The organism is Allobosea spartocytisi (assembly GCF_014764685.1).
Classification (GTDB): Bacteria; Pseudomonadota; Alphaproteobacteria; order Rhizobiales; family Beijerinckiaceae; genus Allobosea; species Allobosea spartocytisi.
In genome coordinates this window covers 38794-60548 of sequence record NZ_JACXWY010000008.1, presented here as the reverse complement: position 1 = coordinate 60548, position 21755 = coordinate 38794, and the positions used below count along the sequence as shown (strand labels likewise).

At 66.3% G+C, this 21755-nt stretch carries 18 protein-coding genes and 1 pseudogene; 10 read left to right on the top strand and 9 right to left on the bottom strand.

The window, feature by feature from the left end; translation table 11 throughout:
* Positions 1-38: 38 nt before the first annotated feature.
* Positions 39-809: a DeoR/GlpR family DNA-binding transcription regulator gene (locus IED13_RS14610; RefSeq protein WP_191124596.1), complete on the bottom strand. Its 771-nt coding sequence runs from the start codon at positions 807-809 to the stop codon at positions 39-41.
* Between the two features lie 546 nt (positions 810-1355).
* Between IED13_RS14610 and IED13_RS14605 the strand changes: the two genes are divergently transcribed.
* The 4 genes from IED13_RS14605 to IED13_RS14590 all read left to right on the top strand — a co-directional run bounded on the left by IED13_RS14605 (position 1356) and on the right by IED13_RS14590 (position 5985).
* Entirely contained in the window at positions 1356-2258 is a 903-nt protein-coding gene (locus IED13_RS14605) for a helix-turn-helix domain-containing protein (RefSeq protein WP_112763706.1), read from the top strand.
* Between the two features lie 127 nt (positions 2259-2385).
* A complete protein-coding gene (locus tag IED13_RS14600; RefSeq protein ID WP_113252948.1) occupies positions 2386-3672 on the top strand; it encodes an MFS transporter in 1287 nt (428 codons plus the stop codon).
* A gap of 1 nt (position 3673) precedes the next feature.
* On the top strand, positions 3674-4567 hold the full coding sequence (locus tag IED13_RS14595) for an amidohydrolase family protein (protein ID WP_404801891.1): 894 nt from the start codon (positions 3674-3676) through the stop codon (positions 4565-4567).
* Positions 4564-5985 carry an FAD-binding oxidoreductase gene (locus IED13_RS14590; protein ID WP_191124594.1) on the top strand — a complete coding sequence of 474 codons (1422 nt, stop codon included), beginning with the start codon at positions 4564-4566 and terminating at the stop codon, positions 5983-5985. Before IED13_RS14595 ends, IED13_RS14590 begins: the two co-directional genes overlap by 4 nt.
* A 74-nt stretch (positions 5986-6059) precedes the next feature.
* Here IED13_RS14590 and IED13_RS14585 read toward each other — a convergent pair whose 3' ends face one another.
* From IED13_RS14585 to IED13_RS14560, 6 genes are all read right to left on the bottom strand, one after another.
* Positions 6060-7343 carry a cytochrome c gene (locus IED13_RS14585; protein WP_191124593.1) on the bottom strand — a complete coding sequence of 428 codons (1284 nt, stop codon included), beginning with the start codon at positions 7341-7343 and terminating at the stop codon, positions 6060-6062.
* Positions 7344-7354: 11 nt separating this feature from the next.
* Positions 7355-7897 carry a (2Fe-2S)-binding protein gene (locus tag IED13_RS14580; RefSeq protein WP_038363401.1) on the bottom strand — a complete coding sequence of 181 codons (543 nt, stop codon included), beginning with the start codon at positions 7895-7897 and terminating at the stop codon, positions 7355-7357.
* Positions 7894-10719 (bottom strand): xanthine dehydrogenase family protein molybdopterin-binding subunit, encoded by a 2826-nt coding sequence (locus IED13_RS14575; RefSeq protein ID WP_191124592.1) that lies wholly within the window; start codon positions 10717-10719, stop codon positions 7894-7896. Before IED13_RS14575 ends, IED13_RS14580 begins: the two co-directional genes overlap by 4 nt.
* An 87-nt stretch (positions 10720-10806) precedes the next feature.
* Positions 10807-11997, bottom strand: a complete 1191-nt coding sequence (locus tag IED13_RS14570) for a hypothetical protein (RefSeq protein WP_133560773.1) — start codon at positions 11995-11997, stop codon at positions 10807-10809.
* Between the two features lie 43 nt (positions 11998-12040).
* Positions 12041-12940 carry a DUF1989 domain-containing protein gene (locus IED13_RS14565; protein WP_191124591.1) on the bottom strand — a complete coding sequence of 300 codons (900 nt, stop codon included), beginning with the start codon at positions 12938-12940 and terminating at the stop codon, positions 12041-12043.
* Positions 12941-12954: 14 nt separating this feature from the next.
* Complete coding sequence (locus IED13_RS14560) at positions 12955-13137, bottom strand: ribbon-helix-helix domain-containing protein (protein WP_191124590.1); 183 nt, start codon at positions 13135-13137, stop codon at positions 12955-12957.
* A 152-nt stretch (positions 13138-13289) separates the two neighbouring features.
* On the opposite strand from IED13_RS14560, the gene IED13_RS14555 reads away from it, so the two are divergent.
* From IED13_RS14555 to IED13_RS14530, 6 genes are all read left to right on the top strand, one after another.
* Positions 13290-13979 carry a GntR family transcriptional regulator gene (locus tag IED13_RS14555; protein WP_038363394.1) on the top strand — a complete coding sequence of 230 codons (690 nt, stop codon included), beginning with the start codon at positions 13290-13292 and terminating at the stop codon, positions 13977-13979.
* A 320-nt stretch (positions 13980-14299) separates the two neighbouring features.
* Entirely contained in the window at positions 14300-14974 is a 675-nt protein-coding gene (locus IED13_RS14550; protein ID WP_051988062.1) for a flavin reductase family protein, read from the top strand.
* A 126-nt stretch (positions 14975-15100) separates the two neighbouring features.
* Complete coding sequence (locus tag IED13_RS14545; RefSeq protein ID WP_191124589.1) at positions 15101-16219, top strand: BMP family ABC transporter substrate-binding protein; 1119 nt, start codon at positions 15101-15103, stop codon at positions 16217-16219.
* Between the two features lie 134 nt (positions 16220-16353).
* Positions 16354-17424 (top strand): ABC transporter permease, encoded by a 1071-nt coding sequence (locus tag IED13_RS14540; RefSeq protein WP_248311171.1) that lies wholly within the window; start codon positions 16354-16356, stop codon positions 17422-17424.
* A complete protein-coding gene (locus tag IED13_RS14535) occupies positions 17421-18341 on the top strand; it encodes an ABC transporter permease (RefSeq protein WP_191124588.1) in 921 nt (306 codons plus the stop codon). Before IED13_RS14540 ends, IED13_RS14535 begins: the two co-directional genes overlap by 4 nt.
* A 7-nt stretch (positions 18342-18348) precedes the next feature.
* The gene (locus IED13_RS14530) at positions 18349-19911 is read left to right on the top strand and encodes an ABC transporter ATP-binding protein (protein ID WP_248312592.1); all 1563 of its coding nucleotides are present in this window, start codon (positions 18349-18351) and stop codon (positions 19909-19911) included.
* Between the two features lie 543 nt (positions 19912-20454).
* Here the strand turns inward: IED13_RS14530 and IED13_RS14525 are convergent.
* Both IED13_RS14525 and IED13_RS14520 read right to left on the bottom strand, forming a co-directional pair.
* Positions 20455-20646: pseudogene (locus IED13_RS14525) on the bottom strand (aldehyde dehydrogenase family protein); the annotation flags it as partial.
* A gap of 220 nt (positions 20647-20866) precedes the next feature.
* A complete protein-coding gene (locus IED13_RS14520) occupies positions 20867-21631 on the bottom strand; it encodes a fumarylacetoacetate hydrolase family protein (protein ID WP_191124586.1) in 765 nt (254 codons plus the stop codon).
* Positions 21632-21755 lie beyond the last annotated feature (124 nt).

Genomic DNA, 21755 nt, shown 5'->3' with positions numbered 1-21755 from the left:
AAACACAAAAAACAACAAAAACCACAAAATCGGTCAAATTAACCGGCGAGTACGCGAACCCTGTTTTCGGCGAGTTTTGCACCGATCGTCTCTGGCGGAAGCCGGTCGACCAGCAATGCAGCGCAACGCTCCTCGCCCTCGATCCGACTGGGCAAAACCAGCCCGAACTTGCTGCTGTCGGCCATGAGAAAGCCCTGCTCCGCTGCGTGCAGAAGCGCACCCCGGATCGCCGCTCCGGCGCGGTTGTAGTCGGTGAGCCGACCTTCCACGTCGACCCCTCCGACGCTGACAAAGGAAAGGTCGGCCGAGAGGCGCGCAATCGCCCGCAGGGCCTCGGAACCTGAGGTCGCGTCCTCATTGCGGTCGAACTCGCCGCCGATCAGAAAGACCCGGGCATCCGGCAAGCGGCTGACCAACCGGGCGTTTTCCAGGGACGTCGTGTGGACCACCAGCCTCTTGCGGTCCGATCTGGCCAGCGCGCGGGCTACGGCTTCGGTCGTCGTGCCGGAATCGAGCAGGATCGTCATGCCGTCGCCGAGCATCGAGGCCGCCAGGCTGGCGATCCGTTCCTTGCCCTCGCGATTCACGGACCGGCGGCTCGCGAACGATGCTTCCGAGCGCTCGTTGCGAATGGCTCCGCCATGAACGATCGACAGCCGTCCATCTGCGGACAAGACCTTGAGGTCGCGCCGGATGGTTTCGCGCGAAACCTCAAGCGATCGGGCAAGCTCCTCGACAGTGACGGATTCCAGCCGATCGAGGTCGTCCAGGATGGCGCGATGCCGTCGCGCTGCGATATCGCGTGTCATGCAAACGAGACCAAAAGTCCGATCCAGCGGATGAATTCAATCGGCATATGCCCGCGACGGGCGCTTGGCAATCGAGCTCGCTTGGCCACTGGCGCAGCGGGAACAAGCCTCTTCTGGCAGGATCAGGAGCCACATTCGCCATCGACCTTCGGTGTCCCGCCTGTGCGACAGGACGATCGCACAGACCGCGGCGCCGTTCGGAGTGTCGGCCGCCCGAAGCATTCGTCTGCTCCGCTCCTGCTTCCCGCGAGTGTTTCCAGATATGTGAAGCTATTCTCTTCGCGGCTGTGCGCGGTCCAAGCCGCATATTCGCTCGTCAGCGGCCGCTGCATGGGGATCGGCGGGTTCGGTTGCTCGAACGGGATTGGGCGACTGGCGCGGCACGCAAGCCGGAGTTTGCATCGCGGCCCGTTCGCAAACTGTCCGGTGAGATCAACGTCGACCGTTCAGTCGCGGAATCGAACCTAAGATGGCTGCGGGGTCGTTGGTGGCCAGTCCAAACGATCGATGCTATTGGAGGCGGTCTTTGCAGCTTGATCCAATTCGATGCAGCTGAACCCGCTTCTTCACGCTGAGCTTGTCACAGGTCGAAGGCAGTCAGCTCTCATCGATCTTTGGTCGACGACGGGCTTTGCTGCGGCCGTGAGCGAGGTGACCGGGCCACATCTCTACGAGTTTGGCGAACTGCCTGTCCCAACGGTCGCGATCACACTCTACGACGTCCGCCGCCACGTGTTGATCGAAGATGGCCGGATCCGGCGCGACGGGCCCGTTCATGCGGGGCGTTTTCGCATCGGGCAGCCGGGGCGCAGTGTCGTCGTGGATGCGGTGCCCGAGGTCGGATCTGGAAAACTGCTTCTGCTCTACCTTGGCAAAGCGCTGCTCAAGGAGGTCGGTGCCGCGCGCGGATCAGCCGCCCCGATCGCTCTGATGGACATGGCTTGGGATATCGAAGATCCGCTGCTGAAAATGTCGGCCCAGCGGCTCGTCGAAGCGAGCGACAGCGGCCAGCGGCCCAATGCGCTCTTGGCAGAGCAGATCGCCTACACGCTCGCGCTGCACCTGTCGGACCGCTACGCAGCTCCTGGCTCGCCGAAATCCGATCGTCTCCCGAGCCTGGACGAGACAATGTGCGCCCGCGTTGCAGAGTTCGTACAAGCCAACGCCAGCGCTCCGGTCACCTTGGCTGAGATGGCGCAAGTGGCTGGCATGACCCCTTCCAGCTTCATCCGAAGTTTCAAGCGCTCCACCGGCCTGACACCGCACCGTTTCGTGGTGGAACAACGCGTGCTCGCCGCCCGGCGACTGCTCGCGACCTCCAATCTGCCGATCGTCGAGATCGCCCTCGCGGTTGGCTTCTCCTCGCAGTCGCATTTCGGCGTCGCTTTTCGAGCCATAACGGGCGAGAGTCCAGCGCGCTATCGCCGCCTGCAGCGCGGGCACGGATAATTTTTCGACAAAACGGCGGACGTTGGTGTGCCGCTGGAGAATTTTCCGGCAGACGTCTCCCAACGTTTTGGAAGACCTCTCCTTCGAGCTGATCGCCCATGGAAGGCGAATGCAAGGGAGGTTACGAATGCCGACATCTTCAAGCACGATCACGCCGGTCGAGGATACCAGCCTGACCGGCTTCTACAGGGACATGACCGTTCCCGAGAAGCGCACCTTCTGGGCCTGCGCGACGGGCTGGGCGCTCGACGGCATGGACTTCATGATCTATCCGCTGGTGATCGGCACGATCATTATGCTCTGGCAGGTCGATGCCGGCACCGCGGGTCTTGCCGGGACGGTAACCTTGCTTGCCTCAGCGCTCGGCGGCTGGGGGGCCGGCTATCTCGCCGACCGCATCGGCCGGGTCCGTACCCTGCAGCTGACGATCATCTGGTTCTCGTTCTTTTCGCTGCTCTGTGCGTTCGCGCAGAATTTCGAGCAGCTCCTCATCTACCGCGCCTTGCTGGGCCTCGGCTTTGGTGGCGAATGGGCCGCGGGTGCGGTGCTGATGGGCGAGACGATTCGCGCGCAATACCGGGGCCGGGCCGTCGGCTCGGTCCAGTCAGGTTGGGCCGTCGGCTGGGGGCTCGCCGTGCTGGCGCAGGCCGCGCTGTTCTCCCTGCTGCCGGCCGAGCAGGCCTGGCGCTGGATGTTCGCGATGGGAGCGCTGCCGGCGCTGCTGGTCCTCTATCTGCGCGCCTATGTGAAGGAGCCGGAGGTCTCGGTCGAGGCTCGCGCCAAGCTGGCCATCTCCGGCGATCGCCCGTCGATCCTCGAGATTTTCCAGGGCCCGATCCTGAAGACGACCATCCTCGCCTCGCTCGTCACCACCGGTTGCCAGGGCGGCTACTACGCCATCACCTTCTGGGTGCCGCGTTTCCTGACGACCGAACGGAAACTCTCCATCGTGAGCTCGACCGGCTATCTCTCGGCGCTCATCATCGGCTCCTTCATAGGCTACCTCGTCGGCGCGTGGTTCGCGGACAAATACGGCCGCCGCAGCCTGTTCCTGACCTTTTCGCTGGGGGCTATGGTGGTCGTCCTCGCCTATACGCAGCTCCCACTCTCGAACGAGCTGCTCTGGGTTCTCGGCTTCCCGCTCGGCTTCTTCGCCTCCGGCTATTTCTCCGGCATGGGCGCCTTCCTGACGGAACTCTATCCGACCAGGCTGCGCGGCTCCGGCCAGGGCTTCTGCTACAACTTCGGGCGCGGTGTCGGCGCGCTCTTCCCCTTCCTCGTCGGCTATCTGTCGCAGATCACGACTCTCGCCAACGCGATCTGCCTCTTTGCTCTGTTCGCCTATGTGCTGTTTTTCTTGGCGGCCTATGGGCTGCCGGAAACGCGCGGCAAGGTGCTGCACGCCGATGGTTGAGATGAATTCTGCAATCGAGCCGGCGCCAGCTTGCCCGGGGCCCGATCCCCATCCGCACCGGCCGACGCGCTTTGTGGTGCCGCAAGGCGCAGTCGATACCCACGCCCATGTCATCGGGCAGCCTCCGGCTCACCCTTTCGTGTCCGACCGCAGCTACACGCCGGGACCAGCCACACCGGAAAGCTACCTCGCTATGCTGGACGCGACCGGCATGACCTATGGCGTCCTCGTCCAGGTCAGCGTGCATGGCATGGACAACAGCCTGATGGTCGAGACCCTGAGGGCGAACCGCGAGCGACTCCGTGGCATCGCCGTCATTCCGCTCGGCCTGCCCGACCGGGAGCTGGCGGCGCTTAAGGAGGCTGGCGTTGTCGGCCTGCGCCTCAACATCCTCTATGGCGGCGGCATCGGCTTCGACCGGCTGGACGACTATGCCGCGCTGGCCAGGGAGTTGGGCTGGCATCTGCAGTTCCTGATCGATGCCAGGGACCTGCCACCGCTGGGGCCGAAGCTCGCCCGGCTGCCCGTCCCCTTCGTCGTCGATCACTGGGGACATTTTCCGGTCTCGCGCGGTATCGCCGATCACGGCTTCCGGACGCTTCTCTCGCTCGTGCGCGACGGGGCCTGGGTCAAGCTTTCGGGTGCTTACCGCAACACGGTTGAGGGGCCGCCCTACGCCGACACGATCCCTTTCGCCCGCATGCTTCACGAGGCTGCACCCGAACGCTGCGTCTGGGGTTCCGACTGGCCGCACGTCGCGCACTGGCAGCATATGATGAATGTCGGCGACCTGCTCGACCTCCTCGCCGACTGGGTGCCCGATCCGGCCGGCCGTGACCGCGTCCTCACCGAAAACGCGCACCGCCTCTATGGCTTCGGGCAGCAAGGCTCATGACAGATTCCACCAGCACATACGACGCGCTCCTGGCGGCGCTGCACTCTGTCCTGGGTGACGCCGGTCTCGTCCTGACCGGTGAAGCCATGTCGCCTTACTGCGTGGACTGGCGTGGCGAGTTCGGTGCGCCTGCCCTCGCCGTGGCCCGGCCAAAGACCGTCGATCAAGTCTCTGCCGTGGTGCGGGTCTGCGCCGAACGGAACATCGCGATCGTGCCGCAAGGCGGCAATACCAGCCTCGCTGGCGGCGCGGTTCCGATTGCCGGACGCGCCCAGATCGTGCTCAGCCTGTCGCGGATGAAGGCGATCCGCGCCATCGACCCTGTCGGCATGACCATGACGGCCGAGGCCGGGGTCGTGCTCGAAACCGTGCAGGAGGCGGCGCGGGAGCATGAGCTGCTCTTCCCCATCAGCTTCGCGGCGCAGGGCTCCAGCCAGATCGGCGGCATCATCTCGACGAATGCCGGCGGCATCAATGTGCTGCGCTATGGGATGACGCGCCAGCGCGTGCTTGGGCTGGAAGCGGTCCTTGCCGATGGCTCGATCGTCGAGGGCCTGCGCCATTTGCACAAGGATAATGCCGGATACGACTGGAAGCAGCTCCTGATCGGAGCCGAGGGCACACTCGGGATCGTCACCGCGGCGAGCCTGCGCCTGGCACCTCGGCCGAAACATAAGATCACCGCGTTTCTCGCCGTGCCCGATCCAGAATCTGCGCTGGCCTTGCTCAGACATGCCACCGCCCAGCTCGGCGACGCGATCGCTGCTTTCGAACTGATCTCGCCGTCCGCGCTGGCTCTGGTGAAACAGCATTTCGGGTTGAAGCCGCCGATGGAGATGCAATCCTGGGCGGTGTTGATTGAGGCAGCGGCGAGCCTGTCAGGTTTGCGCGACGCGATGGAAGCGGCTTTGACGATGGCGCTGGAGGCTGGGGACGCCAGCGACGGCGTGATTGCCGAGACGGAGGCGCAGGCCGCGGCCCTGTGGGCCCTGCGAGAGCATGTAACCGAGGCCGAGCTGAAATCCGGACGCAGCGTGAAGCATGACGTATCCGTGCCGATCAACCGCATCCCCGATTTCATTCGCGATGCCACGAGCGCCCTGCACAATGCCTTCGACGGGCTACAGCTCGTCGTGTTCGGCCATGTCGGGGACGGGAACGTCCATTTCAACGTGCTTGGCGCTGCAGTCGAAGCCAAGGCGGCCATCAACCGTGTCGTCCATGACGTCGTGGCCGGACATCAGGGCAGCATTTCCGCCGAACACGGAATTGGCAGCTACCGGGTTTCCGAACTGGCGCATTACAAGCAACCGAGCCAGCTCACATTGATGCGGACGTTGAAGCGCGCGCTAGATCCCAGCAACATCTTCAATCCCGGAAAAGTCCTCAATGACGGAAGGTCGTTTTCCGAGAAGTGATGCTTGCCGTCGACCTCGATGACGATGCGCCGACGGCTGGGAAGGAGATTACCGGGCCGTGAGGCGAGCTGGCCTCACCGCAACTTCGCAATCTCCTCATCCGTCACGATCGGCTGCCGCCCGCCCCAGCGAGCCCGCATCCAGTTCGTCAGGTCGGCGAGCGCCTTGTCATCGAGCAGCTCGGTGAAGGCCGGCATCGCCTCCATGCGCTCCAGCCCAGGAAAGCGCTGGGCGGGAATGCCATGGAGCACGGCGCTGACGAAGTTCCGCGGGCTCGCGAGCCGCAGCGAGGCGTTGGTCGACAGCGGGACTGCGACATGCGGGATGCCCTGGCCGTCGGCGCCGTGGCAACCAGCGCAAAGGTTGAGATAGGTGCCGCGCCCCGCCGCAGCGACGGGTGCCGGAACCTCCACGGGCGCGGGAGCCGGCGGCGGAACCGGCGTTGCGGGCAAAGCGTCGAGGTCGAAGAGATAGGCGGCCATCGCCTGGAGATCGCCCTCGCTCATGTACTGCGTGGAGAAATGGACGACCTCGAACATCTGGTGCGTCATCGAGCCCTGTGCCGACAGGCCCGACTTCATGAAACGGGCGAGCGTCAACGGGTCGAACCCCATCCGCGCGAGGCCTTCCTTCGTGATGTCAGGCGCCTCGACCCCTTCGATCACGGCGCCCTTCAGATAGGCGCCGGATTCCATCCCCTGGAGCAGGTTGCGCGGCGTGTGGCATTCACCGCAATGACCCAGCGCATCGACGACGTAGCGGCCGCGGTTCCAGGCTTCGGATCGCGCGGCGTTCGCGGCGAAGCCCTCTCGCCGCAGGTTGAAGAGGTTCCAGAAGGTGAGGGACTGGCGGATGTTGAACGGGAAGGAGAGCTCATTCTCCCGGCTCGGCACCCGCATCGGCTCGCGGGTCATCAGATAGGCGTAGACGGCGTCGACGTCCTCCTCGCTCATCTCGCGATAGGAGGCATAGGGCATGGCCGGGTAGAGGTGCCGCCCGCCCTTGCCGACGCCGTCCCTGACCGAGCGATGGAACTCCGCCCGGGTCCAGGCGCCGATGCCGAATTCCTTGTCCGGCGAGATGTTGGTGGCGTAGAGCGTGCCGAAAGGCGTCTCGAAGGGCAGCCCGCCCGCCCAGGCGGCGCCGTCCTTGGCGGTATGGCAGGCATAGCAGTCGGCGGCGACCGCGACATAGGCGCCGCGCTCGGCGAGCCGCTTCATCTCGTCGGCGCCGAGAGGGCGCTCGACGGCCTTGGAGACCACGCTGGTCTCGAGCGCGCCGAAGAACACGCTGCCGGCGACGGCAGCCCCGGCGAGGATCACGGCTGCGGCGGCGAGCAGGAGAGTCCGTTTCTTCATCGCCGGCCCCGTCACCCGCTGACCAGGCCGGGCGTGGCGAGGATGAGGTCGCGTACGGCCGTATGGTAGCGCACATAGCCGGTACACCGGCAGATGTGCTTGTCGAGCGCTTCGGTCACGACCTGTTCCAGTTCCGCACGGGCGACCGGCTTGCGCTTCAGCCGGTCGATCAGGACGGTCGCGCCCGTGACGAAGCCCGGCGTGCAATAGCCGCACTGGAAGGCGAAGTGCTCGATGAAGGCCTGCTGGACCGGCGACAGGACGATCTCGCCCTTCGCGTCATGCCTGGCGTGCCCCTCGACGGTCACGACCGTCCTGCCGGCGAACCAGTGCGCGCCGGTGATACAGGTGCGCATCTCCCTGAGCGCGCCGCCCTCGCCTTCGACGATGACGGTGCAGGCGTGGCAGATACCTTGGCCGCAGCCCATGCGGGAGCCGGTGAGGTTCAGGTACTCGTGCAGGAAGTCCTGCATCATCAGCCCTTCCGGCACGTCGACGGGGCCGACCGGCCTGCCGTTGACGGTGAGGGCGAGCGGTTTCGTCTCGGTCGTCATGACAGGGCCTCCCGGATCTTCTCGGGCGTGATCGGCAGGTCGTGGAAGCGCTTGCCGATCGCATGCGTGACGGCATTGGCGATGGCCGGCACCACGGCGATCATCACCACCTCGGCGATGCCCTTCGGCGGGTCGCTGTCGGAAAGCGGGGGCAGCACCTCCGCCGTCTGCGACCAGAGGGCGACGTCCTTCGCGCGTGGCAGCTCGTAGCGGTTCCAGTTCCAGGTACCGTCGCCGGGACCGTCCTCGTAGAGCGGCAGATACTCCTTGAGGGCGTGCCCGATGCCCATGGCGATGCCGCCCTGGATCTGGCCGGAGACCAGCTCGGGCACGACCTGCCGGCCGCATTCGAGGATGGAGTGGTGGGAAAGCAGGGTGACGGTGCCGCTGCCGATATCGACCGAGACTTCGGCGAGGGTCGCCATCGGCGCGTAATAGGTGACGCCGGCATTGTTGCGTTGGGCAGGCGGATAGGACACTGCGGCCCGCTCGATGAAATGCCAGCCACCCGTCGTCATCGACCGCTTGTGCTCCTCCGGCGCCCCTTCGCCGTAGCGCAGGGCGAGCGCATCGATCGACAGCCGCAGGCGGCCGCGCTCGGGCACGTCGAACTCGGCTTCCGTCCATTGCCAGCGGTTGAAGGTATGAACCGTCACGCCGGTCGGCAGGCCGAGGCGATGCGCTTCCGCCGCCACCGCCTCGAAGGCGAGCGGGGGCATACCGCCTGCGTTGATCATGCCGCCCCCGAGCCGCAGATCCTCGCGGCGCACGTCGTAGGGCGCGAGCGCGCCGCCGCCGGTCCCGCGTGACCAGAGCGACCTGGCCGCCGGCCAGAGCGCGAGGTCGACCAGGATTCGGGCCGCCTCGCGCGTCGCATGGCCGAGATAGTAAACGCTGTTGGTCGCGCTCATCGGCGAGGTGATGCGGGGTGTCCAGCGCGGGTTCTGCTTGCGCCGGTCTTCCTCGTCCTGGCTCAGCGTATAGGGCTCGTCCGTCGTCTCGAGCGGCATCTGCGGCCAGCGCACGACGCCGTACTCGGTCTCGTCCGGCACGCGTCCCAGAATCTCGCCGACCATGATCGCCTGCGAGGTCGTGACGCCGGGCCCCATCTCGTGGGCGACGTGGCGGAAGCTGATCCGGCCGCGCGGGTCGAATTCGAGCGAGGCGAGCGCGGCTTCCGCGCCGGTGCCGTAGTCCTTCTGCACATGGCCATAGCCGACACCGTATTTCTTGCCCGGATTGGCCGCCTCGAACGTCTTCTTCTTCTGCGCGCGCTCGCTCCAGAGCGGATGCGCCCTGGCCTTGAGCAGGATCTCCTCATTACGCAGCGCGCCCGCCGGAATGGCGCCCTGGGTGTTCTTCATGCCGGAGCGGAAGACGTTCCTCAGCCGGAGCTCGATCGGATCGATCCCGAGCAGCTCCGCCGCCTCGTCGACCATCATTTCGGTCGCCGACATCGACTGGAGCGTGCCGTAGCCGCGCGTGGAACCGGCCTCGACCGCCCGCGACGCGAAGGCGGCGGCCGAGAAGTCGCTCTGCGGCAGATAGTAGATCGACTGTGCTGCCGTGGCGCCGACGAAGGCGACGGAGAAGGAGTAGTTCGCCCGCCCGCCGCCATCGGTCCTGAAATGCCCGGTCATGATGCGGAATTTGCCGGTGCCGCGGTCGACGACCAGCGTGTTGTCCATCCAGAAGGCATGCCGCTTGAGGCCCGTCTGGAACTGCTCGAAGCGGTCGTTGGCGAGCCGCACCGGCCGTCCCTCGCCATAGAGGCCGGCGAGCACGCAGAAGAGCGGGAAGATGTAGTGGTCCTTCGTCCCGTAGCCGACGGTGTAGCCGACCTTGAGGTCGACCTCCTTCAGCGGGAATTTCGACGTCGACACCAGCTCGGCCGAGACCTCCGCCACCTCATAGGGCGACTGCGAGGCGGCCATGACGTGGAGCACGCCGGTCGCGGCGTCGTACCAGACATTGCCGTTGTCGGCCTCCATGGCGGAGGCGTCGATCGACTGCGAGAAATAGCTCCGCTTCAGGACGAGCGCGTCGCTGCCGGCTGCGGCGATGTCCTGCTCGATCTGCGCCGCGGCGGCCATGCCGCGCGCCATGGCATCGCCCTCGCCGGGGCTCGGCCAGACGGCCTTGTCGCCGGAGAACTTGCCGAAGATGACGCTGTCCTTGAACGGCGAATAGCGGTCCTCGGCCTCGGGCGAGCCGCCGTCGATGCGCACATAGCGCGAGGCGCCGTAATGCGGCGGCTGGTTGTAGGGGGTCGCCGCGCCGTAGCGCACGACGCTGTCGTCGAAGCGGACCTTGCGCTTGGCGGCGTCGTAGCGGGCGAAATCGCGATAGATCAGCAGCGCGACCGGCTGGCCGAGCAGGCGCGGCGTCTCGCCCTTCGGCACCAGGAAGACGTCGCCGAAGAAGTCGGGGTGGGGCACTGTGATACCGTCCGCGACGAGATCCTCGTGCAGCACGATCCGGTCGGGCTTGAGCGCCTCGCCGAGAACCGTCAGGTCGATGCCCTCGAAGCTCCTGTCGGCCTGGGTCGCGTGGAGGAGGAAGGCGTGCGACTGCTCGCGCGGCCAGCCGGGAAGGTCCGCGGCGCGATAGTCGCGCGCGAAGGTCTTGGCTCCGGTGACCTTGGCGATGGCATCGAGGCGATAGCGCGGCCGGCCGGCGGGCGTGAGCCAGTCCGGGCCGGGCCGCGGCAGCGTCTCGATCAGCCGGGCCCCGGCCGGCGGCGCGAGGAAGGAGACGTTGAGCGCGACGCCCGCCGCCGCTCCAGCCCGCAGGAACCCTCTGCGTGAAATGCCGGCTCCCATTCTTCTCCTCCCGCCCTGCGTATCCGCGCTAACGCCGCCGCCCGCCGATCTGCGCCTGTCATTGGGCCGAGGGCGCAAACGCGCCCGTCACTTCCAGTCGATCTGGCTCGGGCCCTGCGCGTACTCGGTGCTCGTCTGCCACGGCCAGGCATTGCTCAGGAACGGCGCGAGAGGCGGCAGCATCACCTGTTCGCCGGCTTGGGCCGCCAGATCGGCCATCGCCTTGCGCGTGCCGTCGGTGAGCAGCTCGGAATCCATCAGGTAGTAGTCGTTGAAGAACACCTTGCCGAGCGCGCGATCCGCCACGATGCGGGCGAGCAGCTCCAGCATCTGCTGCGGCTTCGTCGTGAAGGCGGAGGTCTCCAGCAGCAGCAGGCGGGTGTTGATCGCCTCCCGTCCCATCTGCTGGGCGAGCAGCGTGAACAGGATGTTGTTGCGCCGGGTGACGTAGAGAGTGTTGGTGGCGGCATAGGTCCGCTCCCAATCGGCCCCCAGCATGCGCCGCCAGTCCTTCAGAACCGTGGTCCAGTGCTGGACCTGGGCAAGGCCGGCGATCTCGGTGGTCTTGCCGATCAGCGGGCGCAGCCCCTGCGCGAAGGCTTCCAGCTCCGGATAGGTGAAGCTGCCCTTGGAGAGGCAGGCGTCGAGGAAGGCGATGTTGCGCGTGATGAGCTCGCGCAGCACCGTGCGCTGCTCCGGCGTGAGCTCGATGGCATCGAGGCTGCCGAGCGCCTCGTTCAGGCTGGCCCGATAGGCCGTCGCCGGAGCGCGCCAGGACGTGTCCCCGGCCGGATCGCGCACGGCGGTCGCGACGAGCTGGAAGATCGCCATGGAGCTGTGCGAGACCGACTTGACCAGCCGGTAGACCGGCGCCACCGGCGGCGCGACGATCGGCGCCTTCCCCGGCGGGTACAGGATCATCGAGCCGCCATCGCCGTTGAAGAGACCGATGATGATCGGGCTCTGCTCACGCAGGTTGCGGATGAACTTCCTGAGATTGTTGTCGTAGATGCCGAACATGACGTTGTTCAGCTCTATGACCTTCCTTTCGGCGGCCGTCGCCTCCCGGCGCACCATGCCGTCACCCAGAGCCTCGTCCAGCCGGCCGACATCGCCGGCCTGTGGCTGGCTGGGAGCGCCGGCCACGACGTCCATGAATCCCGGGACCTCCTGCGCGACCGCCGCGCCGGGGGCCGTCGCGGAGAGCAGTGCCGCAAGCAGCATGGCCGGATAATGGCGCGCACGGAGCGCTTTCGCAGCGCATGTCATCTCGGTCATCCCCTCTTCGACTTGGTATCATGAAGGTTATTAAGATTCGAAATCAGCGGGCGAGCTGTTCTTCCTCCCACCAGCTGAAGAGGATGTCGCGCAACGCTGCGCCATCGTCGTCATAGAGATCGCTGCGCTTGAGCTGGTCGAGCAGGGCCTGCTCGTCTTCGTCGAGCGGCACTTCGACGGTGGTGGTCCGGATCGGAGCGTTCACGAACTCGGCGACATAGGTGGAATCGCGCCGCAATTCCCTATCGGCCTTGATCCTCTGCTGCCTGAAGTCCGCGACGGTCCGTTGCGTGCGCCAGACGGGCAGGACGGGGACCGCGTCGAGATCGGCCTCCGTCGCCTGAAGGATGCTGATCCTGGCCGGCTTCAGCGAGAAATTGCTGGTGCGCATCACGTCGGCCCCGCAAATATTGGGCACGGCCAGCACGTCCATCAGGGCGAGGAAGTCGACATGGTCACCCGGCTTCGACGTCTGCCGGGTGATGTAGGGCCGCCCAGCGTCGTCAACGCCCGTCTCCATGAAGAGGTTGAAGGAATCGTGGACGTCGTCTGGGGTCAAGCCGTATTCGCGCTGCGACTCCGCCTGGATATCCTGACAGTTGGTGTGCGTGCAGTACCCGTAGACGGACTCGTAGAGATTGGCGCTGCAGCGCGGGAAGAGCACGTCGTTGGCCCCGGCCGTGTCCGCGGCGATGAACATCATCGCCCGTTCGCGCGGCGGCGCGGACCACAGGAAGTCGCCCTTCGTCGGATGCAGCCCGTGCAGCGTGCGGGTCCGACCGGCGTGGAAATATTCCTTGTAGTCGTGCAGATTGAAGCAGTTGAAATCGAGGCATTGGCCGCCGTCGATCTGCTCCAGGCGCAGGATCTGGCCCTTGCGGACCTCGAGCGCCTTGCCCGTGCCCGGCTCAAGGACGAAGTCGAGAAGAATCTCTCGCGTCATCGGCTGCCCTCTGCTCAACCGACGGCCAGGCTCGGGCGAGTTGCCGCGCCCTGCTCCGGCAGGTGACGGGCCGCATAGCGCCTCAGCGCATGCCGGATGAGGGCGGCACGATCCTCCGCGAGGCCTTTGGCCAGGGTCCGATCGACGAGTTCGAGCTGCTGCTGGTTCAGCGCGATTGTGACAATGCGTGTTACCATCCGGGATGCTCCTGCCTGCCTCGCGTTGAGGGCCTATTCATGTATACGTGATTAAGGATCATATTGGCAATCGTGAATTCATTGCACGCGCGCTGACGGCGATGCTGCGCATACTTGCGCCTCGAGCGACTCTTGCGATATCCCCGTGACCCATGGAAATCTCGTCGCGGTCCGACATTGCCTATCAGGCGCTCAGGCGCGCCATCATCGAGCAGGCGCTCGCGCCGGGAACCAAGCTGCGCGAGGACGAGATCGGCGCGCATTTCGGGATCAGCCGGACGCTGGTCAGGGCGGCCCTGATGCGGCTCAGCCAGGAGGGGCTGGTTGAGATCAAGCGCAAGCGGACGGCAACCGTCGCCATCCCGAGCCTCGACGAAGCGCGGGAAATCTTCGAGGTCCGGCATTGCCTGGAGCAGCAGATCGTCCAGCGCCTGACCGCCCATTGGCGGCCCGAGATGGGCGAGACGCTCGAGGCCCATGTGAACGAGGAGGAGGCCGCGGCCCAGCGCGGCGACACCGCCTCGGCAAGCCGGCTCGCGGGCGAGTTCCATATCGTCCTCGCGCGCCTCGCCGGCAATGCGCTGCTTGCGCGCTATCTTTCCGAGGTGGTCTCGCGCTGCTCCCTGATCCTCGCCGTCTATGGGCGACCGCATGTCGCCGAATGCGCGACCGCCGAGCACAGGAACGTGATCGCGGCGCTGCGCGCGCGCGATGCTGCGGCGTCCATCAGCATCATGAACGAGCATCTTCACGCCGTTGAGGCGCGGGCGCTGCCCAGGCCTCAGGAGGCCGAGGACGTCAGGATCTCCGATATTCTGGCGCGCTACAGCACGGCCGGGTGAGGCGCCCTTCCCTGGCTCGACGCCGGCGAGATGACGCGTCGCCGGGCTTCTCGCCGCCTTTCAAGCCTCTCTCCTGATCTCACCGAAGCCCGGGCGGCGCATGGCGCCTCTCCGCATCCGGTCGACGATGCTCCCGGTCGCACTCCCGGCGTGTTTCGTGCATCGACGCGAAATCGGCGCCGATGCTTTTATGTGCATTTTCGGCAACGCGATGCACATATTGTATTCTTGAATATCAGAATCATGCATACGAGAATGTTCGTCATTCAACGGAAGATGTGCGCGACATCGCGGGCACCTTCCCGTCCGATCGAGGGGCAATGACCAGCTCGCACACCCTCTTCGATTTCGCGGCGCTTACCGCCCGCCAACGCTACAAGCTGCTGATCGGCACCGTCGTGCCGCGCCCGATCGCGCTCGTCACCACGGTCGACGAGGAGGGGCGGGTGAACGCCGCGCCCTACAGCTTCTTCAATTGCCTCTCGGCCGATCCCGCGATCGTCGCGCTCGGGGTCGAGAACAAGCCGGACATGGCGTTCAAGGACACGGCGCGAAATATCCGGATGACCGAGGAATTCACGGTCAACATCGTGTCTGATGCCCTGGTCGAGCGCATGAACGTCTGCGCGGTCCCATTTCCCGCGACGGTGGACGAGCTCGCGCAGGCGGGCCTCACCGCCGTTCCCGGCTCACAGATCAAATGTCCGCGGATCGGCGAGGCGCCGGCAAGCCTGGAATGCCGCCGCTACGTCACGCTCGAACTCGGCCGCTCCCGCGAGATCATTCTCGGTCAGGTGGTCGCGGCCCATATCCGCGAGGACGCCGTCGATCCCGAGAACCATTACGTGGATCAGGCGGCGATCGACGCGATCGGCCGCATGGGTGGGCACGGCTATGTACGGACCCGCGACTATTTCGACCTCCGCACGATGACGGCGGAGGATTGGGACAAGGCGCCGCCGCCGGTGCGGACGCCCGGCCCCGTCGAGGCCTGATGGATACGGCTCGCGCGGCGCATGGCCGCTTCCGGGGAGGGCCCGGCGATGCCGAAACGCAAGAATGACTCGCAAGGCGAAGAGCCAGCGAGGGCGGCGGTTTCCGGTCAGAGGGGAGTGACGAACATGACAGCAGCAGGGATCTCGCGGCGGAGCCTCGTCTTGGGGGCCACGACGGGCGCTGCGGCGCTCGCCTCGGCCGGATGGCCCGGCGCGGCCGGCGCGGCAGACAAGCTCGTCGTCGGCGTCATCTATGTCGGCACGCGCGGCGATTTCGGCTGGAACCAGTCGCACGCCACGGCGGTCGAGGCCCTGAAGACGGTTCCGGGCGTTTCCGTCGTCGAAGAGGAGAACGTGCCCGAGACGCTCGCCGTGGCGAACACCATGAAGTCGATGATCGAGCTCGACGGCGCGAAGCTGATCTTCGGCACCTCATTCGGCTATTTCAATCCGTTCATGGTCGATATCGCCAGGCAGTACCCGGATGTGCAGCTCCGCCATCCCACGACGCTCTGGTCGGCCGACAAGCATCCCGCCAATCTCGGCGGCTATTTCGCCTATATGGACCAGGCGCATTACGTGAACGGCGTCGCCGCCGGGCTGTCCTCCAAGACCGGCAAGATCGGCTACGTGGCGGCGAAGCCCATCAGTCTCGTCCTGCGGACCATCAACAGCTTCATGCTGGGCGTGCGCAAGGGAAACCCTGGCGCAACCGTCAAGCTCATCTTCACCGGCGACTGGTCCCTGCCGGTGCGGGAGGCCGAGGCCGCGAACGCGCTCGCGAGCGCGGGCTGCGACGTCGTCGCCTGCCATGTCGACAGCCCCAAGGTCATCGTCGAGACGCTGGAGCGGCGCGGCGTGAAGAGCTGCGGCCACAACACCTCGCAGGCTGCCCTCGCACCCAAGGGCTTCATCACCGGCGCCGAAACCAAGTACGAGACGATCTACAAGGGCTTCGCGGAGCTGCTCGCCAGAGGCGAACCGCTGCCGAACGTCGCGATCGGCGGGTACGACAAGGACATGGTGACCAGCACGCCCTTCGGCGCGGGCGCGAGCGAGGAGGCACGCCGGGCCGCCACGGAAGCGATCGCGGCCCTGAGGGCGGGGCAGCCGATGTTTGCCGGCCCGATCAGGGACAACAAGGGCAACGTGATCGTCGCCCCGGGCAGCGCGCTGGGCAATTACGCGCCCGAACTCGAGACCGCGAATTATCTCGTCGAGGGCATCGAGGGATCGGTCACCTGAGGTCAGCCGGACCGGAAGGCGGCCCGCTCTGCCTCCGCCCGGCTCCGCAAGGCAACGTCTGGAGCTATGGCGGCGAGATGGAAAGACCTGCGGTTTCCGGAGATCAAGCGACGCATGGCTCGGCGGGCTTCGCGATGCGGGGAGCGGACGAGCTCCGCCGGGCTGCCGAGTTCGTCGTCGTTCCCGCGCTCGCGCTCGCCATCTCGGCCGCGATCTTCTCGGCGATCCTGCTCGCCATGGGACAGTCGCCCGCCGCCTTCTTCCAGCTGCTCTGGCGGGGCGCATTCGGCACGGCCTTTTCCTGGCAGAACACGCTTCAGCGCGCAGCGCCACTGATCCTGACCGCGCTCTGCGTTGCGCTTCCCGCCCGCGCCGGTCTCATGATCATCGGTGGGGAGGGAGCTTTCGTCATGGGCGGGCTCGCCGCCGCAACCGCCGCCCTGCCGCTCCTCGGCTGGGCGCCCGCCCCTCTCGTCCTCCTGCTGATGGCGATCGCCGGAACGGCGGCCGGTGCGCTCTGGATCGGGCTGGTGGGCGTGCTCCGCCATCGGCGCGGCGTCAACGAGACCATCGCGAGCCTGCTCCTCGCCTATATCGCGGTCGCCGTGCTCTCCTTCCTGGTCGAAGGTCCGCTGCGCGATCCGGCCTCGCCCAACAAGCCGTCGACCCATCCGATTGGGGCAGAAACCATGCTCGGTCCGATCCCGGGCACCTCGGTGCACTGGGGTCTGGTGGCCGGCCTCATCGCGTGCCTGGCGGCCCATGTGCTGATCAGCCGGACGACAACCGGCTTCGCCATCCGGATCGCGGGCGGCAATCCGCACGCCGCGCTCGGCCAGGGTCTGCCGGTCGGGCGCCTGCTCGTGCTCTGCTGCCTGCTCGCGGGGGCGGCCGCCGGCCTTGCCGGCTTCTTCGACGTGGCGACGGTCCACGGTGCCGCCAATGTCTCTCTGGTGGCGGGCTACGGCTTCACCGGCATCCTCGTCTCGTTCCTCGCCCGCCACAACGCGCTCGCAATCCCGCCGGTCGCGATCCTCTTCGGCGGGCTCAGCGCCGCAGGAGGCCTGATCCAGCGGCGGCTCGGCCTCCCCGACGCGACGGTCGCGCTCCTCGAAGGCGTGATCTTCGTGACCCTCCTGACCAGCGAGACGCTCTATGGGCGCTTTGCGATCTTCCAGCCTCGCGGCGCGAGGCAGCGCCCATGACCGACGCCGGCCTTTTCGCGGTCCTCGTGGCCATGGTCGCCGGCGCGATCCGCGTGTCGACGCCCTTTCTCTTCGTCTCGCTCGGCGAATGCCTCACCGAGAAGTCGGGACGTGTGAATCTCGGGCTCGAGGGAACCCTCGTGCTCGGCGCGATGGCCGCCTTCGCCGTCTCCTACCATAGCGGCAATCCCTGGCTGGGCGTGGCTGCCGCTGCGGCGGCCGGCTTCGCCCTTGGTGCGCTCCACGGCGCGATCTGCCGCCTGCCGCGCGTCAACGATGTCGCAATCGGCATCGCGATGATGTCGTTCGGCACCGGTCTCGCCGTCTTCCTGGGCAAGCCCTACATCCAGCCGACTGCGCCCCGGCTTCCCTCACTCCCGCTTGGCGATTGGCTGGGCATCCCGTCGCTCGCTCTCGCGCTCGACGTCAGCCCGCTCTTTCTCCTGGGCATCGCGCTGGCCTTTCTGCTCGACTGGGCGTTTCGCAACACCCGCGCCGGCCTCGTCGTCAGGGTCACGGGGGACGACGCGGCCGCGGCGCGCGCGCTCGGCATCGCCGTCGACCGCGTGCGCCTCGTCGCGACTGCGCTGGGCGGGGTGAGTGCCGGCATCGGCGGGGCCTTCCTGTCGCTCTTCTATCCCGGAAGCTGGAACGAGGGGCTGTCGTCGGGACAGGGGCTGATGGCGGTCGCGCTCGTGATCTTCGCCCGCTGGCAGCCGCGACGCTGCCTCGCCGCCTCGCTTCTCTTCGGCGCGGCCGGCGCGCTCGGACCGGCGCTCCAGTCGATCGGCGTCACCGCGGGCTATTATTTCTTCAACGCGGCTCCCTACATCCTGACCCTCCTCGTCATGGCCGGCACGGGCAGTGCCCGTCGCACCGCCCGGCACGCGCCGGGCGAGCTCTCGATCACCCGGTGAGGGAGGCATGATGCCCGAGGCGTTCACCATTCCAGCCGCCGGGGGCGCAGCCCTCGAAGCCATCGGCCTTTCGAAGCGGTTCGGCGCGTTCCAAGCGCTCGACCGCGTCTCGCTCAAGGTCCCGGCCGGCGAGTTCCATGCGCTTTTGGGCGAGAACGGCGCCGGCAAGTCGACGCTCGTCAAATGCCTGATGGGCTTCCACCGCGCCGATGAAGGGGAGGTGCTGCTCGACGGCCGCGAGGCCCGGATCCGCAATCCGCGCGAGGCGCAGGCGCTCGGCCTCGGCATGGTCTACCAGCACTTCACGCTGGTGCCCTCGCTGACGGGTGCCGAGAATCTCGTCATCGCGCGGCGCAACGCGCCCGCCGTCATCGACTGGGCAGCGGAGAGGCGACGGCTCGATGCTTTTCTCGACCGCACGCCGTTCAGCGTGCCGCTCGATCGGAACGTGGGCGCACTCTCGGCCGGGGAACGGCAGAAGCTCGAAATCCTGAAGCTGCTCTACCTCGACCAGCGCTTCATGATCCTGGACGAACCGACATCGGTGCTGACCCCGGCCGAGGCCGACGAGATGCTCGGGCATCTCAAGGCGATGGCCGAGCGCGGCGAGATCACCGTGCTGATGATCACCCACAAGTTTCGCGAGGTGAAGGCGTTCGCCGACGCCGTCACGATATTGCGGCATGGGCGGATCGCCGGCTCGGGGCGCGGGCTGACGACCCGGGAAATGGCCGCGATGATGGTCGGCGAAGCGCCCGGGCCGGACAAGGGCAAGGCGGTGCAGCCGCTCAGGCGCGAGATGCCGCGGTCGCACGAGCCTGCGCTGGAGCTCGCCGGGCTCTTCGCCGAGGACGGGGACGGCAGACCAGCCTTGCGCGGCGTGAGCCTTAAAGTCGCTGCGGGCGAGATCGTGGGCTTGGCCGGGGTCTCCGGGAACGGACAGAACGCGTTGGTCGAGGCCTGCTGCGGACAGAGGCCGCTGACGGATGGGCAGATCTTCGTGAACGGGCGCGATTTCGTGCCGATGCGGCGCGCCTTCGACGAAGCCGGCATGTTCGTCGTGCCGGAGGAGCCGCTGCGGAACGCTGCCGTCTTCGGAATGTCGATCGCCGACAACATCGCCTTTCGGCGTTTCGAGAAGCCGCCCCTGAGCCGGCGCGGCTGGTGGCTCGATCGTCGCGCGATCAGCGCGGCCGGCCGCGAGCTGATGGCGCGCTTCCGTGTCGCCGGCCCCTCGCCCGACGCTCCGATCGGAGCGCTGTCGGGCGGCAATGTGCAGAGAGCGGTGCTCGCGCGCGAACTCTCCTCCGAGCGGATCTCCGTGCTCGTCGTCGCCAATCCCTGCTTCGGCCTCGACTTCGCCTCGGCCGCGGACATCCGTGCGCGCATCGTCGAGGCACGGAACAACGGTGCGGCGGTCCTCCTCGTCTCCGAGGATCTCGACGAGGTGCTCGAGCTTGCCGACACGGTCGCAGTGATCTCGAACGGCCGGATCACCTACAAGGCGCCGATCGCCCATGTCGATCGCGGCAGCCTGGGAGTGTATTTGGCCGGTGGATCCGACGGCTAGGCTCGCTCTCGGGATCGCCGGAAAATCACCGGCGTGTCGGGGTCGCGCCAGAAGCGGTCATTGAGCCACGGTCGGAAAGCGGACGCTCAAACCGATTCGTTCGAAAGAATTTTGCGGTCCAGATCAAGAATTGCGGCGGATGGGCTTTCTCATGCCGTTTCGCGCTCGAGCGTCTCGGTCGAAGACAATTCAGTTACGTAATGCTGTTGTGACCGCGGCGAAAAACGCGTCGCCCCGGCCATTCTTCACGCGCGCGGGAGTGCCGGTTTCCAAAGCTGCGGATGGCCGCCGCAATGTCACTCAGCCCTGGGAATACACCGATGTCGACGACCACAGCGGCTTGCTCCGCATGGAATACGACGTCGCTGACGGCCTCACCGTCTTCGGCAGCGCGGGCGCCTCGCACAGCAATGTTGAGCGATACTTCGCTTCTGCGACGACGATAACCAGCGTCCTGGAGACGACCAGCACCTCGCCGCAATTCTACCATCTACAATCCCGCGCGCGTGCCGGAAATCACGCCTCTGCGCATAGGGCGGCAAGTGCCGCTTTCAACGACGTCGTGCAGATGCCCGAGGAGAGGCCGAACTCGGTGTCGTTGGCCACAGTCAGCGCCTCTTCGTAATCCTTGACGCGAACGATGTTGGCGACCGGGCCGAAGACCTCCTCGCGCGAGATGCGCATGGCGTTGGTGGTCTCGGTGAACAGCGCCGGCTGAAGGTAGAAGCCGGGTGTCGCGCTTCAGGAACTCGCCGCCGTCGAGCACGACGAGCGGGTTCTTGTGGAGTCCAGACAAGCGGCACACCTTGCTACTCGACCTGGCCGTCGGGCGACCCTGGGTTCGAAAAGCCTTGACGCCGGCTTGATTGATGCGTGGAGCCGACTGGCGCCCCCTTCGGCGGAGTGGACGCGAAGAACGTACACTCTCAATGCGCGCGGCGAGCAAAATCCGGTACTATTCGGAAAAGCGCACGGAAATCCGGCCGAGCTGCGAAATACGAGCGTCCAACAGCCCAGCGACACGGACCGGCAGGACGCCGCAAAGGCTCCCCGTGGTCACGAGCTGTCCCGCCTTCAATCCTCCGAGATTGTCGCTTTGCGCATTTGCATAAGCCAGCAATGGCAATAACGGATCTCCCGCGGGATGGGATGCAGGGGCCTCATAGAGAGGCTGTCCGTTCAGCGTCACGTCGCATGCGAGGCCATTGACCTCGCTGAGGGCGGAGAGCGGGACGCTTTCGCCAACGACATACCCCCTATTTCCGAGATTATCCGCGAGAAAGGATAGGAATGGCACGCTGGCCGCACTGTCGAACCGCCCGCCGATGACCTCGATTCCAAGCACGACGTTTTCGATCGCGTCGAGAATATCGCAGCGCTGATAAGCCCCGGGCTCACGCCTTGGAAGATCTTGACGGAGGTGAACCGCGAGCTCGACCTCTATGGTGCAGTCGGGGAATAGGGAAATCTCCGCCGCGTCGGGATATAGATACAAGAGCGGGGCGGCGACCGGCAGTTGCTGCGGCCCTATCGCCACTTTCCAGCCACCGACGGGTCGAGCAAGTCGCTCCTGCACCAAGGCCTGTACCTGCATGGCACTCGCTGGACTGTGCGGCACCGGCATCGAGGGGGAAGCAACCCTCTTTCCAGTCAGATGGGCGCGGACCAGCTCATCTGCGAAGGATTGGCTTTCGGAAGGGCGCGAATGCTCAAGAGCCATTCTGACCTCTTTGCCTATGGCCTATCCAGGCCGATGACGACACGGAGAATTGACGGCTCGCGCGGTGCTCCGATCGGTGAGCGATCGCACTGACACTGCAGCAGGAGGGATCGCTCACCGCGGA

What these genes read in the sequence shown, in the direction of transcription:
- IED13_RS14520 (WP_191124586.1), bottom strand. Translation starts at nt 21,631, where the DNA reads ATGGCTCTTGAGCATTCGCGCCCTTCCGAAAGCCAATCCTTCGCAGAT.
- IED13_RS14535 (WP_191124588.1), top strand. Translation starts at nt 17,421, where the DNA reads ATGACCGACGCCGGCCTTTTCGCGGTCCTCGTGGCCATGGTCGCCGGC.
- IED13_RS14540 (WP_248311171.1), top strand. Translation starts at nt 16,354, where the DNA reads ATGCGGGGAGCGGACGAGCTCCGCCGGGCTGCCGAGTTCGTCGTCGTT.
- IED13_RS14555 (WP_038363394.1), top strand. Translation starts at nt 13,290, where the DNA reads ATGGAAATCTCGTCGCGGTCCGACATTGCCTATCAGGCGCTCAGGCGC.
- IED13_RS14610 (WP_191124596.1), bottom strand. Translation starts at nt 809, where the DNA reads ATGACACGCGATATCGCAGCGCGACGGCATCGCGCCATCCTGGACGAC.
- IED13_RS14530 (WP_248312592.1), top strand. Translation starts at nt 18,349, where the DNA reads ATGATGCCCGAGGCGTTCACCATTCCAGCCGCCGGGGGCGCAGCCCTC.
- IED13_RS14605 (WP_112763706.1), top strand. Translation starts at nt 1,356, where the DNA reads ATGCAGCTGAACCCGCTTCTTCACGCTGAGCTTGTCACAGGTCGAAGG.
- IED13_RS14570 (WP_133560773.1), bottom strand. Translation starts at nt 11,997, where the DNA reads ATGACCGAGATGACATGCGCTGCGAAAGCGCTCCGTGCGCGCCATTAT.
- IED13_RS14590 (WP_191124594.1), top strand. Translation starts at nt 4,564, where the DNA reads ATGACAGATTCCACCAGCACATACGACGCGCTCCTGGCGGCGCTGCAC.
- IED13_RS14575 (WP_191124592.1), bottom strand. Translation starts at nt 10,719, where the DNA reads ATGGGAGCCGGCATTTCACGCAGAGGGTTCCTGCGGGCTGGAGCGGCG.
- IED13_RS14545 (WP_191124589.1), top strand. Translation starts at nt 15,101, where the DNA reads ATGACAGCAGCAGGGATCTCGCGGCGGAGCCTCGTCTTGGGGGCCACG.
- IED13_RS14565 (WP_191124591.1), bottom strand. Translation starts at nt 12,940, where the DNA reads ATGACGCGAGAGATTCTTCTCGACTTCGTCCTTGAGCCGGGCACGGGC.
- IED13_RS14550 (WP_051988062.1), top strand. Translation starts at nt 14,300, where the DNA reads ATGACCAGCTCGCACACCCTCTTCGATTTCGCGGCGCTTACCGCCCGC.
- IED13_RS14585 (WP_191124593.1), bottom strand. Translation starts at nt 7,343, where the DNA reads ATGAAGAAACGGACTCTCCTGCTCGCCGCCGCAGCCGTGATCCTCGCC.
- IED13_RS14600 (WP_113252948.1), top strand. Translation starts at nt 2,386, where the DNA reads ATGCCGACATCTTCAAGCACGATCACGCCGGTCGAGGATACCAGCCTG.
- IED13_RS14560 (WP_191124590.1), bottom strand. Translation starts at nt 13,137, where the DNA reads ATGGTAACACGCATTGTCACAATCGCGCTGAACCAGCAGCAGCTCGAA.
- IED13_RS14580 (WP_038363401.1), bottom strand. Translation starts at nt 7,897, where the DNA reads ATGACGACCGAGACGAAACCGCTCGCCCTCACCGTCAACGGCAGGCCG.
- IED13_RS14595 (WP_404801891.1), top strand. Translation starts at nt 3,674, where the DNA reads ATGAATTCTGCAATCGAGCCGGCGCCAGCTTGCCCGGGGCCCGATCCC.